The sequence below is a fragment of the Brinjal little leaf phytoplasma genome (genome assembly GCF_978563805.1).
The window spans coordinates 36,618-53,854 of the sequence record NZ_CEAFKD010000003.1; the positions used below are offsets into that span (position 1 = coordinate 36,618).

Annotated in this window: 17 protein-coding genes and 5 tRNA genes; 5 read left to right on the top strand and 17 right to left on the bottom strand. The window is 23.8% G+C overall.

The window, feature by feature from the left end:
* Positions 1-214: 214 nt before the first annotated feature.
* From ACTCUI_RS01140 to nrdF, 3 genes are all read left to right on the top strand, one after another.
* On the top strand, positions 215-865 hold the full coding sequence (locus ACTCUI_RS01140; RefSeq protein WP_463430976.1) for a CDP-alcohol phosphatidyltransferase family protein: 651 nt from the start codon (positions 215-217) through the stop codon (positions 863-865).
* A 74-nt stretch (positions 866-939) separates the two neighbouring features.
* A complete protein-coding gene (gene recA / locus ACTCUI_RS01145; protein ID WP_463430978.1) occupies positions 940-1,938 on the top strand; it encodes a recombinase RecA in 999 nt (332 codons plus the stop codon).
* A 35-nt stretch (positions 1,939-1,973) separates the two neighbouring features.
* Positions 1,974-3,008, top strand: a complete 1,035-nt coding sequence (gene nrdF / locus ACTCUI_RS01150) for a class 1b ribonucleoside-diphosphate reductase subunit beta (protein WP_463430980.1) — start codon at positions 1,974-1,976, stop codon at positions 3,006-3,008.
* Between the two features lie 103 nt (positions 3,009-3,111).
* Here the strand turns inward: nrdF and ACTCUI_RS01155 are convergent.
* From ACTCUI_RS01155 to ACTCUI_RS01170, 4 genes are all read right to left on the bottom strand, one after another.
* Positions 3,112-3,186 (bottom strand) — tRNA-Trp (locus ACTCUI_RS01155).
* 11 nt (positions 3,187-3,197) lie between these two features.
* Positions 3,198-3,280: transfer RNA gene (locus tag ACTCUI_RS01160), tRNA-Leu, on the bottom strand.
* Positions 3,281-3,297: 17 nt separating this feature from the next.
* A tRNA-Gln gene (locus tag ACTCUI_RS01165) sits at positions 3,298-3,372 on the bottom strand.
* 38 nt (positions 3,373-3,410) lie between these two features.
* Positions 3,411-3,486: transfer RNA gene (locus tag ACTCUI_RS01170), tRNA-His, on the bottom strand.
* A 310-nt stretch (positions 3,487-3,796) separates the two neighbouring features.
* Between ACTCUI_RS01170 and ACTCUI_RS01175 the strand changes: the two genes are divergently transcribed.
* Positions 3,797-4,222, top strand: a complete 426-nt coding sequence (locus ACTCUI_RS01175; RefSeq protein ID WP_463430982.1) for an Hsp20 family protein — start codon at positions 3,797-3,799, stop codon at positions 4,220-4,222.
* Positions 4,223-4,287: 65 nt separating this feature from the next.
* On the opposite strand, the gene ACTCUI_RS01180 is transcribed toward ACTCUI_RS01175, so the two are convergent.
* A complete protein-coding gene (locus ACTCUI_RS01180; protein WP_463430984.1) occupies positions 4,288-5,049 on the bottom strand; it encodes a hypothetical protein in 762 nt (253 codons plus the stop codon).
* Between the two features lie 280 nt (positions 5,050-5,329).
* Between ACTCUI_RS01180 and mscL the strand changes: the two genes are divergently transcribed.
* Positions 5,330-5,740, top strand: coding sequence for a large conductance mechanosensitive channel protein MscL (mscL, locus tag ACTCUI_RS01185; RefSeq protein WP_463430986.1), 411 nt, complete (start codon positions 5,330-5,332; stop codon positions 5,738-5,740).
* Between the two features lie 14 nt (positions 5,741-5,754).
* Here the strand turns inward: mscL and ACTCUI_RS01190 are convergent, their stop codons facing one another.
* The 12 genes from ACTCUI_RS01190 to rpsL all read right to left on the bottom strand — a co-directional run bounded on the left by ACTCUI_RS01190 (position 5,755) and on the right by rpsL (position 17,192).
* Complete coding sequence (locus ACTCUI_RS01190) at positions 5,755-6,615, bottom strand: DegV family protein (protein WP_463430988.1); 861 nt, start codon at positions 6,613-6,615, stop codon at positions 5,755-5,757.
* A gap of 45 nt (positions 6,616-6,660) precedes the next feature.
* The gene (locus ACTCUI_RS01195) at positions 6,661-7,422 is read right to left on the bottom strand and encodes a diadenylate cyclase (protein WP_463430990.1); all 762 of its coding nucleotides are present in this window, start codon (positions 7,420-7,422) and stop codon (positions 6,661-6,663) included.
* A gap of 547 nt (positions 7,423-7,969) precedes the next feature.
* Positions 7,970-8,569, bottom strand: a complete 600-nt coding sequence (gene rpsD, locus ACTCUI_RS01200) for a 30S ribosomal protein S4 (protein ID WP_463430992.1) — start codon at positions 8,567-8,569, stop codon at positions 7,970-7,972.
* 293 nt (positions 8,570-8,862) lie between these two features.
* Positions 8,863-9,678: a lysophospholipid acyltransferase family protein gene (locus tag ACTCUI_RS01205; RefSeq protein ID WP_463430994.1), complete on the bottom strand. Its 816-nt coding sequence runs from the start codon at positions 9,676-9,678 to the stop codon at positions 8,863-8,865.
* A gap of 3 nt (positions 9,679-9,681) precedes the next feature.
* Complete coding sequence (locus ACTCUI_RS01210) at positions 9,682-10,176, bottom strand: dihydrofolate reductase (protein WP_463430996.1); 495 nt, start codon at positions 10,174-10,176, stop codon at positions 9,682-9,684.
* Entirely contained in the window at positions 10,173-11,039 is an 867-nt protein-coding gene (locus ACTCUI_RS01215; protein ID WP_463430998.1) for a thymidylate synthase, read from the bottom strand. The genes ACTCUI_RS01210 and ACTCUI_RS01215 overlap by 4 nt, the downstream gene beginning before the upstream one ends.
* Positions 11,040-11,131: 92 nt before the next feature.
* A tRNA-Ser gene (locus ACTCUI_RS01220) sits at positions 11,132-11,220 on the bottom strand.
* 87 nt (positions 11,221-11,307) lie between these two features.
* A complete protein-coding gene (locus tag ACTCUI_RS01225; RefSeq protein ID WP_463431000.1) occupies positions 11,308-12,495 on the bottom strand; it encodes an acetate kinase in 1,188 nt (395 codons plus the stop codon).
* A gap of 423 nt (positions 12,496-12,918) precedes the next feature.
* Positions 12,919-14,109, bottom strand: coding sequence for an elongation factor Tu (gene tuf, locus ACTCUI_RS01230; RefSeq protein ID WP_463431002.1), 1,191 nt, complete (start codon positions 14,107-14,109; stop codon positions 12,919-12,921).
* A gap of 45 nt (positions 14,110-14,154) precedes the next feature.
* Positions 14,155-16,227, bottom strand: a complete 2,073-nt coding sequence (gene fusA / locus ACTCUI_RS01235; protein ID WP_463431004.1) for an elongation factor G — start codon at positions 16,225-16,227, stop codon at positions 14,155-14,157.
* A gap of 30 nt (positions 16,228-16,257) precedes the next feature.
* Positions 16,258-16,728 (bottom strand): 30S ribosomal protein S7, encoded by a 471-nt coding sequence (gene rpsG, locus ACTCUI_RS01240; protein ID WP_463431006.1) that lies wholly within the window; start codon positions 16,726-16,728, stop codon positions 16,258-16,260.
* A gap of 44 nt (positions 16,729-16,772) precedes the next feature.
* The gene (rpsL, locus tag ACTCUI_RS01245; protein ID WP_463431008.1) at positions 16,773-17,192 is read right to left on the bottom strand and encodes a 30S ribosomal protein S12; all 420 of its coding nucleotides are present in this window, start codon (positions 17,190-17,192) and stop codon (positions 16,773-16,775) included.
* Between the last annotated feature and the right edge of the window lie 45 nt (positions 17,193-17,237).

Genomic DNA, 17,237 nt, shown 5'->3' on the forward strand with positions numbered 1-17,237 from the left:
TACATTATTATTTTATAGTAATAATTTCAATTATAATAAAAATAATATACAATTAAGTAATTAAAAAAAATAAAAAATATTTTTAATTACATTTTAAATTCTTATATACAATTATAAATAAATTGCATTAATATTTTATATATAATATAAATATGATATTATTTTAAGTTAATATTAATAAGTTAATAATTGAAAGTTATATAATAATTAAATAATGAAGAAATTAATAAAAATATCAGCTAATTTAATCACTCTATTTAGAATCTTTTTAGTTTTTTTTATGTTACCTTTTTTATTTTTAAAACATAAAAATTTTAATTCTAACAATGTTGATCATCGAATACATTTCAGCATAATTTTTGTTCTGGCATCTATTACAGATTTCTTAGATGGATATATAGCCAAAAAATTCAAAACACAAACTATTTTTGGTAAATTTTTCGATCCTATAGCTGATAAATTATTAGTAATTGTTTCTTTTTTTTATATTTATACATTATGTAATAAAGAACCAAATTACAAATTATTTAATGATAATAAAGATAACAAAAAAATCGAAAGACTTATATTAATTACTTTACTCATAAATATTATAAGAGATTTTTTAGTGATGGGATTGCGTTTAATAGCCGTCGAACAAAAAAAAATTATAACTGCTTCTATATTGGGTAAATTAAAAACTATTTTTACTTTTTGTTCTATTCTATTAATACTATTATCAAAACAAATTGGTCAAATAATTATTCCAGAAGTTCAAATAATAAATTTAATTAAATGTTTTTTAATCATAAATATTATTTTAATTATCTGTTCTGGATCGAATTATATAATAAAAAATTTTAAATTTATTCAAAAAAGTTTTTAATTTAAAAAAAATAATAATATAAATTATAATTGTTAAAATTATAAAATAAATTACTGCTATAAAGGTGAAAATAAATGAATAATATAACAGAAACAAACAAAAATACTTTAGAACAAATGTTGAAAGATATTGAAAAGCGTTTTGGAAAAGGTAGCATAATGAAACTAAATTCCAACAAAATCAATAAAATAGAATCTATTCCTACTGGTTCTTTAAATTTAGATATAGCGTTAGAAATAGGAGGTTTTCCTAAAGGTCGAATTATTGAAATTTATGGTCTTGAAAGTTCAGGGAAGACAACTTTAGCATTACATGCTGTAGCTGAAGCTCAAAAAAAAGGTGGAAATGTAGCTTTTATAGATGTTGAAAATGCTTTAGATATCAATTATGCAAAAAAAATCGGAATAAATATAGATAATTTTATTGTATCTCAACCTGATTCAGGAGAAGCAGCTTTAAATATTGTAGAATCTTTAATTAAAAGTGAAATGATGAGTTTAATAGTTGTCGATTCGGTAGCCGCTTTAGCTCCAGAAGCTGAATTAAAAGGCGAAAGTGGTAATTCTTTTATGGGTCTTCAAGCTAGAATGATGGGGCAAGCAATGAGAAAACAATCTCCTATTATATCTAAAACGAACACTACAGTTATTTATATTAATCAATTAAGAGAAAAAGTAGGTATTGTTTTTGGTAGTCCTGAAGTGACTCCAGGTGGAAAAGCTTTAAAATATTTTGCTTCTTTAAGATTAGATGTGAGAAAATCTGAATTTATTAAAGAAGATAATAAAATTATAGGCATCAAATCCAATGTTAAAATTGTAAAATCAAAAGTATCATCTCCTTTTAAAATAGCTAATTTTGAAATAATATACGGAAAAGGAATTTCTAGAATAGGAGAATTATTAGATTTATCAGTTAATTTAGGTTTTATCGAAAAAAATGGTTCTTGGTTTTCTTATCAAAATACAAAAATAGGACAAGGAAGAGAAAAAACAAAAGAATATTTAATTCAAAATAATAAAATCAGTGACGAGTTAGAACAAAAAATTAAAAAATATTATAATTTAATTTAAATTTATAAAAATAAAAAAGAAAGAGTCTTGTATATATGAAATTAAATAATAATATAAAATATAAAGGTGCTAATTGGAATCAATCCGAAGACGAATACACTCAACATTTTTATGAACAAAATTTAAGTCAATTTTGGCGCCCAGAAGACATAAGTTTACAAAGCGATTTAAATATATGGCAAAAATTAACACCACAAGAAAAAGATACTTATTCTAAAAATTTATTAATTTTAACTTTTTTAGATACTTATCAAGGTGATATTGGAATGCCTACAATTTTACGTTCTTGTTTGCCTCATGAACATCAAAAAAAAGCTACTCTTAATTTTATGGGAGCAATGGAAAATGCAGTTCATGCTAAAAGTTATTCTAATATTTTCATGACTTTTTTAAATCAAAAAGAAATTGAAGATTTGTTTAATTGGGGAGAAAAACAAGTTAATTTGCAAAATATTTTAAAAAAAATTGTTAATGTTTATGAAGAATTAGAAAAAAATATTTTGCAAAATCAACCACATTACTTAAATTTAAATAATGAAAAAATCAATGTTATGAAATGGAAGGCTATGGTTGCTTCTGTTTTTTTAGAAACTTGGTTATTTTATTCTGGTTTTTATTATCCATTATACTTTTATGGTCAAGGAATGCTAATGCAAGCTGGTGAAATAATTAATTTAATTATTAGAGATGAAAGTGTTCATGGAGCATATATTGGTAGATTAGCGAAAGATTTATATAATAATTTTTCTTCACAACAAAAACAAAATTTAAAACAATGGTTAAATGATTTTCTTGATGACTTATATAAAGAACAAAATAATTTAACAAATATACTTTATCAACAAGTTGAATTAGTCAATGATGTTCAAGCTTTTGTTCGTTATAACGCTAACAAAGCACTTATGAATTTAGGTTTTGATCAAAAATTTCCTCAAGAAGAAATAAATCCTGTCATTATTAATGGTCTTAATACCGAAACTAAAACAATGGATAATTTCTCAATGAAAGGCAATGGTTATCAAAAAATGATATCCGAAAGCCTTAAAGATGAAGATTTTATCTTTTATTAAATTTAATAAATAAAAAATAATAAATAAAAAAAGAGAGAGTTTCCTAAAAATAACTCTCTCTTTTTTTATTTATTTTGATGTTCAAATTAATTTATTTCTTTAATGGCAGGGATATCAGGATTCGAACCCGAACGATTGGTTTTGGAGACCATTATGCTACCATTAACATCATATCCCTTTTTTAAAAAATGGTACGGGTGACAGGACTTGAACCTGTACGCCTTAAGCGCTAGATCCTAAGTCTAGTGCGTCTGCCATTCCGCCACACCCGCAATTTATATTTACATTTTGGCAGGCCCAGCTGGATTCGAACCAACGAGTGACGGAGTCAAAGTCCGTTGCCTTGCCGCTTGGCTATGGGCCTTCATAAAAAAATAATTCTATATAATTAAATTTAATTAATGGGGCGGTTGATGGGAATCGAACCCACGCATAACGGCGCCACAAGCCGCTGCGTTAACCACTTCGCCACAACCGCCATTTTATTTAATAATTATATTTTATTCATAATAAATATATTTTTATTATAAAGAAAATATTTGCAACATCTATTATTATACATTATTTTATTATTTATCAAAATTAAAAAATTTGTTTTTAAAAAATTATTTATTTTTTTAAAAAATTATTTATTTTTTTAAAAAAAATGTTATAATTTATTTGCGCTTATATCAGAATAAAATTTATTATTGAATGTTATTCTGATATAGGAATAATTTATAGATATCGAATTAAATTCCATAAAAAATTTTATATATTAATTTTATATATTAAAAGGAGTTGATATAATGTCTGTTGTTGAATTAATTAATAAAAATCAAAATTTATTAGAAAATTTATTTGAAGATTTTAAAAAAAATTCTTTATTTGATAATTCTTATTTTTTAATGAGAACTGACATAAAAGAATATGATGATCATTATTGTTTAATCACTGAAGTACCTGGTTTTAAAAAAGAAGAAATTAAAATTTATTTAGAAAACGGTTACTTAATTTTAGAAACTTCTCCTTCAGATGAACCAAAAGAAGAAGAGACTCGTTTTAATTACCTTAAAAAAGAAATAATAAGAGGTGTTATTAGACGTAGTTTTAATTTAGGTGAACAATTTACCATGGAGGACATCGAAGGTAAATTAGAAAATGGTTTATTAATTATAAAAATTAACAAAAAAGAAGAAAAAATTAAACCTAAAGAATATTTAGAATTAAAATAATTAAAAAAATCAAATAATAATTTGATTTTTTTTTTGAAATTTTTTTTATAAAGAATAACAAAAAATTAATTTAACCTTTTATTTTCTTTATTTTTATTTATTAAAAAAAGTTTAAAAAAATCTAAGTCTTTTGGACTCACATATAAAACATTTTTATCGGAATCATAGTAAGAATTATCATTATTATTCATCATCATTTTATTTAACATTAATAATTGAACATTTTCGAGATCCGAAATTTTTTCAAATATTTGTTTTAGGGTATCTGGGATTTTTTTTCTAATTAATTGATCGTTTTTATCATAATTATCATCTTTTGAAAAATTAGAATTTTGATTTTTAGTATTATTCTGATTAGACAATCTTTGGATTTCTTTTTCTAAAATAAACATTTTTTGTTCTAATCTCAGTATTTCAAATTTCTCTTCCATTTTATTTTGATTTATTTTTTGATCCATTTCTAAACGCAAAAAATTATTTTGTTGAAATTGATTATTATCTCTTTGATTAAACTCCATCATTTTTAATTCAATTAAACTTAAATTACTTTTATCAGGAGATGAATGATTATTTATAGAAATTTTAGAAGACTCCGATGAATCTAAATTGTCTGATGAACTTTTATTATTCGAACCTACAAATGTTTTTATAAAATCTAAATTACATTTCATAACAAAATATATAAAATAAATAAATTTAAATAATATAAATAAAATAGGACCGATAAAAACCAAAATAATTATAATTAATAAAAAATAATCTTGAAATGAAGCGTTGCCTGAAAAAATTCTGTTAAAATATTCAAACAAAACTGTACCAAAGTTCAATATTAATATTTCTCCTCTTATCTTATTAATATGAAATAAAAAAATATTAAGTTAATTTAGTCAATATTATTAATGATATTTATAAACATTATAAATGAATATAATTAAATATTATAAATATAATTGAATATTATAATAGAAAAAAATCCAACTATACATATAATTGTATCATATAAGATAATTTTTTTATATTTATAAAATCAATAAAAAAAAATTTATTAAAATTAATATAGTTAATATTATTTTTTACTTATAAAATAAAAAGAGAGAGTTAATTAAAATGCAATTAAAAAATATAAAAAAATTCCAAAGTGGTTTTAAAGAATTTATAAATAAAGGGGACATAATAAAATTATCTATCGCCTTTATTATGGGTCAATTATTTACTAAAGTGATTAGTTCTTTATCTGCAGATATTATAATGCCTCCAATAAATTTATTATTAAATCGTCAATATATAAAATCTTGGAAATTATCATTAAATAATGAAATTACAATTAATTATGGTAATTTTCTTCAAAATTTATTTGAATTTTTATTAGTTTCTTTGGTTATATACACATTCTTAGCTTTTTTTTATCAAAAATTTATAAAAAAAAATGATTCTAATGAAAAACAAAAATTAGAATCACTTGAAACAGAAAAAATAAAAATTCTTAAAGAAATTAAAGAATTATTAGAAAAAAAATAAAATTAAAATTATATTTAAGTTAAAACATTTAAATAAAATCCAAATCCTTTAGAACCTAAGTGAATAGCAAGTATTGGAGAAATAGGTCCATAGATAGAAACTTTTATATCAGGATCATTTAATTGTTTAATCTCTTTAGTTAATTCTTTTAAATAAGAATCATCTTGGACATACATTATTTGAACTTCTATAGGTTTAGAAACTAAATTTTTAAATTTTAAAATACATTCTATTAAATAAAGAAAATAATTTTTCCATAATCTAACATTTTTGTCAATCGTTATTAGTCCGTTTTGAAATTTTAAAATAGGTTTAATTTTTAATAAACTTCCGATAAAAAATTTAAATTTACTAATTCTTTTACTAATAACTAATTGTTTTAAATTTTCTAAAGAAAAATAACAACTACCTAATTTTTGTTCTTTATCAACTTTTTCAAAAATTTCTTTATATTCTAAATTTGTATTATAAGCATATTCATGAATTCTCTTTAAAATAAATAACATTCCTGGTCCGATAATACTAGAATCAATTACTGTAATATTTTCATTATTTAAAATTTGTTTAGCTTTATAAGCGCTATTAAAAGTACCACTAAAATTTCGAGATATTGTGACACATACTATATGTTCATATCCTGATTTGAATTGTTTATTGAATGCTTCAATAAATAATTGTATACTAGGTTGACTCGTAGTAACTTGTTTTTTTTGCCGAATACATTCTAACAAAAATGAATTATCTATTTTTTCTGTAAACTCTTTATTATCTATAATAATAGATAAAGGTACAACACAAATATCAGATAAGAAATCAACATTTATATTGTCGCCTATAGTAGAATCAACTACAAAACCTATTTTTTTTACATTCATATTATTAATTCTTTCCATCAAAATATAAAAAAAATAAAAAATATTTTAAATCATAAAAGTAACTAAATATTCTTGAATTTGATTAGCATCTTTCATTTTCAACATAATACCTTCTAAAGCGATAGAAATATTTCCTGTTTCTTCTGAAACTATAATAGTCATGCTATCAGTGTTTTCGCTAATACCTAAAGCAGCACGATGTCTAGAACCTGTTGTTTTTTTAAAATATTGCTTTTCTGATAACATGAAATAAGCTCCAGCAGATAAAATCCTATCACCTCGAATAATAACAGCTCCGTCATGTAATGGGGTATTAGGTATAAAAATATTAATCAAGAGTTCTTTAGAAATTTTACCATCAATTAAAATGGATTTTTGAGCAAATTGTTCTAAAGAATTATGTTTTTCAATAGTTATTAAAGCGCCTATTTTTTTTTCAGATATTTCTAAAACAGCTTCTAAAATTTGTTTTTGAGTATTATGGCTTACCATAGCAAATTTTTTATTTTTATGCCAAAATTTAGTACATTTATGTAAATAATATCTTAAATAAGGAGCTTTTATAATAACAGGAGCTAATAAAATAAAATTAATTATAGGAATCCTAATATCAAAACCTACTAATTTTGTTAGTAAATTCTTATCTTTTGGAGAGAAATTAATTTCCCACACATAACACAAACAAAGTACTAAAACGAAAGAATAAATAATTTTAAAAAATTCATATTGACTAACGAAAATTCGAAAAGAAATATAGATTAAACAAAGCAAAAAAATAGACAATAAAATGATTCTTATCAAATCCATATTTTATCAAAAAAGCCTTTTCCAATTATTTTATAATTTAGAAAGTTGGACTAAAATTATAATATAAATTATATAAATAACATATTAATATAAAAAAACGAAATTAATTTATATATCGCAACAATTATTTTATCTTAAATAATAATTTAAAAAATTATTATACCTAATCTAAATTAAAAAAATATAATTTTAATTTTTTTTAAAATATTTACATATCGCAAATTAAAAAATAAAAAGAAATATGATTGTGCATCATTTTTTTTATTATCGAAAAATAAATTAAATTATACTAATAATAAATAAAAATATTAAATTAAAAAAAACAAAATAATTTATAAACCAACCAACTAACTAAATAAAAAAACAATAACTATCTTTTGAAAAAAATAATTAATATTTTAAAATATTTACATAACAAAAAAAATAAAAAATTTAATTATTCGAATTCAATTCTTTATCTCAAAAAAAGATAAAAGACAATTTTATATTATATTTTTTTATTAAAATTTAAAAAAGAAAAAAATAACAAAAGAACAAAATATTGTTATTATTTATTATAGAATTCGACAATTAATTGTTCCTTAATATCTGTTAAAAATTCATTTCTTTTAGGATATCTAATATATTTGCCAACTAAGTTTTTTTCATCTAAAGAAACATATTCGGCTTTATTACCTGTTTTATTTTCTAAAGAAAATTTAATAATATTTAAGTTTTTAGATTTTTCTCTAATAGAAATTTGCTGTCCTGGTTTAACACAATAAGAACAAATATCTACTTTTTTGGAATCTACTAAAATATGACCATGAGAAATTAATTGTTTAGACTGTGCTCTAGTTTTAGCTAAATTTAAACGATAAACAATATTATCTAAACGAGATTCTAATAAAATTAAAAAATTTTCACCATGAACACCTTTTAATTTAGCTGAATTATGAAAAAATCTCTTAAATTGTTTTTCTGAAACTCCATAAACAAAACGAACTTTTTGTTTTTCTTTTAATTGAATATGAAAATTACTTTTATTTTGTTTCTTTCTAGATTTATTTAAATGATTTCCCTTTGATACTAATTCTTTGCCTGTTTCGGACAAAGAATATTCTAAACGACGAGAAAGTTTCCAACTTGGATTTGTATAACGAGACATGTTTTTAGATAAAACTCCTTATTTAAAGTTTACATAAATAATTTATTTATTTGGATTTTCAAAAATAATCAAATTAATAAATTTTTAATGAATAATAATTGAATTTATAAAATTTTTTAATTTATATTTTTCATAAATCAATAATTTTAATATAATAACAAAAATTATAAATTTAATATAATAATACTTATTTTATCATATTAATAATGGATTTATAAAATAAAAAAATAACTTATATAAAAAAATCAATAATAAAAACTAATAAAAAAATAAATAAAATATAAATTTGTTATTTATAAAACGGAATTAATTGTATCAGTGACTATTTTATTTATTTCTTTAGTATCTTTTGTTTTATAATTTTCAAAATACAAAGGCGAATGAATAAAAATATCTACTTGTTTTTTTCGGAACCAACATTTGCCTCTCATAGCGCAAGATCCTTTTAAAGTTATAGGTAAAATATTAGCTTGACTTTTAAGAGCGATGTGGAAAGATCCATCTAAAGAATGAACAATTCTATCACTAGTTTTGTATTTAATGCCTCCTTCGTGAAACACAACCATGGCTAAATTTTTCTTAATATCATCGATGCTTTTTAAAATATTTTTAATCGCCTCTCTATTATTGCCTCTCGTAATTTTTATACAATTAGACATATTAAAATAATAACTTAAAAACCATCCAAATTTACCATGATATAATTCATCTTTAGGTGAAAAAGCAATTGTTCTCGGAAAAATAGAAGCGATAATAAAAGGATCAAAATTAGTTTTATGATTTGAATAAACAATTAACTTACCTTCTAAAGGCACGAAATCTTTATTATGCACATTAACTTTAATTCTAAAAAAACTTCTAATCAATTGAGATATACTAGCAATAATTTTTTGTCTAAAAGGATGATCAAATCTTAAATTTTTAGTAAACCACATAACTAAAAATAAAAAAATGAAAATAAAGATCCATGTTAAAATAACACTTAAACAAAAACTTATACTATAAAATAACAATTGACAAAACCAAGGAAATTGAAAAATACTTATCCATTGAAAAGGCAACAACCAAAAAAACAAAAAAGATAATATAAAAAGAAAACTAAAAAACATATTTTAAAATCCTTCACATCTATTTTTTCTTATATAAGTAACAAAAATTAATTCAGGTTTGATTTCCTTCTCTTTAATAAAATATTTAGAATAATCAAAACGAGGAAAAAAAGAATCACCTTGGTATCTTCTTAATATATGAGTGATATACATAACTTTAACATAATCCAAAGATTGTCGATAAATTTGACCACCACCTATCACAATAATATCCTTTTTGTTATTTTTGTATTTATCTAAAAAATTTTTTAAATCTAAAACTCCAATAACATCGGGAATAGAAATAAATGAACGACTTGCAACATAAACTTTTTTAAAAGGTAAAGGTTTATTTTTGTAATAACTTTTTAAAGATTGATAAGTTTTAAGACCCATTAAAACATTTTTATTTGAAGCTTTTTTTTTGAAAAATAAAAGATCTTCATGATAATGCCATGGTAATTTATCATCTTTGCCAATTAAAAAATTAGAATCTAAAGCTGAAATTAAACTAATCATACTGCTACCTCTCCTTTTAAAACATCGTGACAAATATAATCTTTTAATTTAAAATCTGAAAATTGAAAATTTTCTATATCTCTAATATTAGGATTTAAGATAATTTGAGGTAAAGGATAAGGTTTACGTTGAATTTGAATTTTAATTTGTTCTAAATGATTTTCATAAATATGCGCATCACCCAAAGTATGAATGAATTCGTATGGTTGTAAATTAGTTACTTGTGCTACCATCATCAATAATAAAGAATAAGAAGCAATATTAAAAGGAATTCCCAAAAAAACATCTCCGCTTCTTTGATATAATTGTAAAGAGAGTTTATCATCTTCAACATAAAATTGCATCATAACATGACAAGGAGGCAAAACCATCTCATTTATTAAAGAAGGGTTCCAAGCAGAAATAATTAAACGTCTAGATGAAGGATTCTTTTTGATTTCTTGAATAATCTTTTTTAATTGATCTACTCCATAACAATCACGCCATTGTTTACCATAAATAGGTCCTAATTGACCATGTTTAGAAGCAAACAATTCATCATTTTTAATTTTTTGAATAAATTCTTTTAAAGTTTCTCCTTTAAAACTAAGAGTTTGAGTATATTTTTTATAAGGCCACTCATTCCAAATATTAACATTATTTTGAACTAAATAACGAATATTAGTGTCGCCTTTAATAAACCATAACAATTCATGAATAATGCCTTTTAAATACAATTTTTTAGTAGTTAATAAAGGAAAACCTTTATTTAAATTAAAGCGCATTTGATGACCAAAAATTCCTTTGGTTTTTATAGAAGTTCTATTTATTCTTGTAATACCTTTTTTTAATATTAAAAAACATAAATCTAAATATTGATACATTAAAAATATCCTTTCTTTTAAAATTTTTTTATTTTAAAAAAAGATATTATCATAAAAATAAATTAAAAAAAATAAAATAAATAAATTTTATTTGGCGGAGGAAAAGGGATTCGAACCCTTGCATCTATAAAGATCTACACGCTTTCCAAGCGAGCCTCTTAAACCACTTGAGTACTCCTCCATTTTTTAAAACATAAAATAATCTACTTTAGTTAAATAACTAAAGTAGATAAGTAAAAATAATTGTAAAATTTAAAAAAATAAATCTTTAATTTTGTTTTTGAATTAAAGTAAAAACATCACGAGCAATTGTTATTTCTTCGTTAGTCGGGACAACCATTACTTTAACATGAGAATTTTTACTAGAAATAATTCTTTCACCTTTTTGTTTATTCAATTCTAAATCTAAATGAATATTTAAAACTTCTAATCTTTTAACTATTTCTTGACGGAAGAAAGAAGAATTCTCTCCTATTCCAGCAGTAAAAACTAAAGCATCTATTCCTTTTAATAAAACATAATAACTAGCTATATAATCTACTATTCTTTTGATTTGAATTTGAAAAGCTAAAATAGCATTTTTGTTGTTTTTTGATAATTGTTCTTCTAAAATACGACAATCATTAGATATGCCTGAAATACCTAACATTCCGGATTTTTTATTTAAAATATCTAAAATTTCTTGATTATTTTTATTTTCTTTTTTAGCAATAAAAGAAATAACAGTTGGATCGATATTCCCGCTTCTAGTTCCCATAGGAACCCCTTCTAAAGGTGTAAATCCCATAGATGTATCTACAGATCGACAATTTTGAATAGCAGCCAAAGAAACACCATTACCTGCATGACAAACTATCATTTTTAAATTAGAATTATTTAAAAGATGTTCAACTCTTTTAGAAACATATTGATAAGAAATACCATGAAAACCATATTTTCTTAATTTATATTTTCGATACCATTCATAAGGAGTAGCATATAAATAATTTTGTTGTGGCATAGTTTGGTGAAAAGTAGTATCAAAAACTCCTACTTGTAATACTTTTTGAGATAATTTTTTTTTAAATAATCTAATTCCCAAAACATTAGCAAAATTATGTAAAGGAGCTAAATCATTCAAACTTTCTATTTTATCAATATTTTCATCCGTCAAAATAACTGGATTTTGAAAAATTTCTCCACCTTGAACAATTCTATGTCCTGCTCCTTCAATATCATCTAAAGAATTAATAATTTTATTTTCTATTAAAGATCCTAATATTAATTCTATAGCTTGCTGATGGTCTTTAACTGACAAAATATTTTTTATTTTTTTATCTTGGAATTCAAGAGTAAAAATAGCATCACTATAACCAATTCTTTCAATCGATCCCAAGCTACAAACCTTCTCTTCAGGCATATTTAACAATTTAAATTTTAAAGAAGAACTACCTGAATTAATTGATATAATTTTCATAAGAATATAAAAAATCCGTTTCCCCAATTTGTTTATAATATAAATAAAACAATAATAAAATATTTTTTATTAATGTATATAATTATTTTAAAATAATTATATACATTTTTTGTAAAATAATTTTTTTCTATTTAGTTTCCTCTTAAATTTTTATATATTTATAATATATATTTATAATAATTAAAATTATTTAATTAATCATCATAAGAAAAAACAGCACCTATTATGAATATAAAAAGTATGAAAAATTTAAGAATGTAATTTAAATAATTAAAATTATATAAAAAAAATACCATAAAATAAAAAACACCTCTATAAATGAATATATCAGTGTTTTTTTTATTATTGTTTTAAAATCCAAAATATTTTGAAATAAAAAAGTAAATTAAATAAATATAAAAAATTTATTAAATTCAAATATTTTTATTCAAGTACTTCGATAACTGTTCCAGCTCCGATAGTTCTTCCGCCTTCACGTACAGAAAAGCTTGTTCCTTTTTCTAACGCAACAGGGTGAATCAAAGTAACAATAAGTTCCACTAAATCACCAGGATTAACTATTTTAAGACCATCTTTTAATTGTATTACTCCAGTTACATCAGCAGTTCTTAAATAAAATTGTGGACGGTAATTATCTCTGAAAAAAGTAGTTCTTCCACCTTCTTTAGCTGTTAAAATATAAATTTTAGCTACAAATTTAGAGTGAGGTTTTAAAGAGTCTTTTTTAGATATAACTTGACCACGTTGAATATCTTTGTAATTTATACCACGTAATAAAATACCAATATTATCTCCTGCAAAAGCTCCTTCTTTATCTAAATTTTTATGAAACATTTGTAAACCAGTTACTATAGATTTTTGTGTTTCTTTGATTCCCACAATTTCTACTTCTTCTGAAAGTTTAATTTGTCCTCTTTCTACGCGTCCTGTAGCAACTGTTCCTCTTCCTTTAACGTTAATAACGCCTTCTATAGGCATTAAAAAAGGTTTATCTAAATCACGTACTGGATCTTCAATATATGTATCTAAAGCATCAAGTAAATCTTGTATACTTTGAACATATTTAGAATCACCTTCTATAGATTTCAAAGCAGAACCTCTAATTATAGGTATATTCGGATCATTAAAACCATTAGAAGATAAAAGATCTCTAATTTCTAATTCTATACATTCTAAAATATCTGCATCATCCATCATATCACATTTATTTAAAAAAACTAATAACTTAGGAACTCCTACTTGTTTAGCAAGTAAAATATGTTCTCTTGTTTGAGGCATTACACCATCAACAGCAGAAACTACTAAAATACCTGCATCCATTTGAGCAGCTCCTGTAATCATATTTTTAATATAATCTGCATGCCCAGGGCAATCTACATGAGCATAATGTCTTTTAACTGTTTGATATTCAACATGTGAAGTACTAATTGTAATACCACGTTCTTTTTCTTCAGGTGCTTTATCTATTTGATCATAAAGGTATTTTTCTGCTAACCCTTTAGAATATAAATAAGAAGTTATAGCAGAAGTTAAAGTAGTTTTTCCATGATCTACATGACCAATAGTTCCTACATTTAAATGTATTTTTTCTCTTGAAAATGTTGTTATAGCCATTTTAAAGGCCTCCTTTTATTATTTTTTTTTGAAAACATTAAAATATTATATACTACGATCTTTAATAATTTTTTCTGTAATACTATTTGGTGTTTTTGCATATTTAGCAAATTGCATAATAAAACTTGCTCTTCCTTGGGTATTAGAACGTAAATTCGTAACATAACCAAACATTTCAGATAAAGGTACTGAAGATCTAATTACAACTGCATTACCTCGATTTTCTTGATTTTCTAATTTTCCTCTTCTGGATGTTAAATCACCAATAACGTTTCCTACATAATTATTAGGTGTTACGACTTCTACATTCATAATAGGCTCTAAAAGAATTAAACCTCCATTATTTTTGGTTTCTTTTAAAGCGATAGAAGCAGCGATTTTAAAAGCAAGTTCTGATGAATCAACATCATGATAAGAACCATCAAATAAAGTTGCTTTTACATCTATAAAAGGGAAGCCAGCAATAATACCATTAGCTAAAGATTCTTCTAATCCTTTTTTAACAGATGGGATATATTCACGAGGAATAGAACCGCCAACAATTTTATTAACGAATTCAAATCCTTTTCCTTCGTTAGGTTCAAAACGGATACAAACATGACCATATTGACCGCGTCCTCCAGATTGACGTATATATTTGCCTTCTGTTTCTACAACTTTAGTCAAAGTTTCTCTATAAGAAACTTGTGGCTCTGCTGCATTAGCTTGAATTTTGAATTCTCTTTTTAAACGATCCATAATAATATCAAGATGTAGCTCTCCCATGCCTGCAATAATAGTCTGACCTGTTTCATGATTAATATAACATCTAAAAGTTGGATCTTCTTCAGCTAATTTACTTAAAGCAACAGCAATTTTATCTTGATCATTTTTAGTTTTAGGTTCTACTGCGATCTCTATAACTGGTTCAGGGAAATTCATAGTTTCTAAAATAACGAAATCATTTTCTTCATTTAAAGTATTGCCAGTAGTAGTATTTTTTAATCCTATAACAGCAATGATATCTCCGGTACTAGCTTCTTGAATTTCTTCTCTTTTATTGGCATGCATTTGCAACAAACGACCTATACGTTCTTTAACATTTTTAGAAGAATTTTTAATATAAGTTCCAGTTTTTAAAACACCTGAATAAATTCTTAAAAAAGTTAAACGTCCTACGAAAGGGTCAGTCATAATTTTAAAAGCTAAAGCTGTAAATTTTTCATCATCAGAAGCTTTACGAACTATTTCTTTATTATTAATATCTAATCCTGTTATAGGTGGTACATCGATAGGAGACGGTAAATAATCTACCATAGCATCTAAAATTTTTAAAACCCCTTTATTTTTAAAAGCGGATCCGCATAAAACAGGAAAAAAATCAACACTTAAAGTTGCTTTTCTGATGACTTTTTTTAACAATTCTGCATTAATTTCTTTATTTTGGAAAAACATTTCCATCAAATCATCATCAAAATCAGCTAATATTTCAATTAATTCTTGTCTTTTTTGAGTAGCTATTTCCAATAAATCTGACGGAATATCTATTGATTTACCACTTTCTGTAGCAGAATTATTATCATATTGAAAAGCAGTCATATCTAATAAATCAATGATACCGTTAAAACTACTTTCTTTTCCTATAGGCCATTGAATAGCAGCTACTTTGACGCCCAATCTTTGTTTTAAAGTATCAATAGCATAAGCAAAATCTGCTCCTATTTTATCCATTTTATTTACAAAAACAATTCTTGGTACTTTGTATTCTGTAGCTTGACGCCAAACAGTTTCAGTTTGCGGTTCTACTCCTGCTTGTGCATCAATAACAACTACAGCACCATCTAAAACTCTTAAAGAACGTGAAACTTCAACTGTAAAATCTACGTGACCAGGGGTATCAATAATTTGGATTTTATTATCTTTCCAAAAAATAGTAGTAGCTGCAGAAGTAATTGTAATTCCTCTTTCTTGTTCCTGCGCCATCCAATCCATTTGAGAAGCTCCTTCATGAGTCTCTCCTATTTTATGTATTTTGCCAGTATGAAATAAAATTCTTTCTGTAGTTGTAGTTTTTCCAGCATCGATATGTGCCATAATACCGATATTGCGTATTTTATGAATTTTGAATTCGCGTCCCATAAATATTACTCCTTGATATTTGTATCGATTTTACCAACGATAATGAGCGAAAGCTTTGTTAGACTCGGCCATACGATGAGTATCTTCTCTTTTTTTAACTGTTATTCCTGTTTTAGCTGCGGCATCGATAATTTCTTTTGCTAACTTTTCTTTCATAGTTTTTTCATTTCTTTTTTGAGAATATTGGATTAACCATCTTAACCCTAAAGATTGACGTCTTTCTGGCCTTACTTCAGAAGGTACTTGATAATTTTGGCTTCCTATAGTACGTGTACGAACTTCTAAAATAGGCATAACATTATTTAAAGCTTCGTTAAAAACATCTATTGGTTCTCTTTGAGTTATTTTTTTAACTATTTCTAAAGCGCCATATAAAATAGATTGAGCAACATATTTTTTGCCATCTTTCATGATAGTATTTATAATTTTAGTTACTAATGTAGAATTATAAATAGGATCTGGCGATATATTTTTCTTATAAATATGTTTTTTACGTGACATTAATTAAAACCTTTCTTTATTAAAATAAAAAAAACATTATATCTTTATTTTTTAACAACGGATCTTTTTGTGCCATATTTAGAACGTCCTTGTTTTCTATTGGCAACACCTGTAGCGTCTAAAGCACCTCTAACTATATGATAACGTACTCCAGGCAAATCTTTAACTCTTCCGCCACGAACTAAAACATTACTATGTTCTTGCAAAGAATGATCTATTCCTGGGATATAAGCATTAACTTCAGTTTTATTGCTTAAACGTACTCTAGCAAATTTTCTTAAAGCTGAATTAGGTTTTTTAGGAGTCATTGTTGACACTTTAATACAAACTCCTGATTTTTGAGGTGAATTAAATTTTTTACTTTTTTTCTTTAAATTATTAAAAATAAATCTTAAAGCTGGTGATTTACTTTTATAAATTTTATCAACTCTATTTTTTTTTATTAATTGAGGTATAGTAGGCATTAAAAAAACTCCTTAATTTAATTTATAATACATAAAAAATTTTAA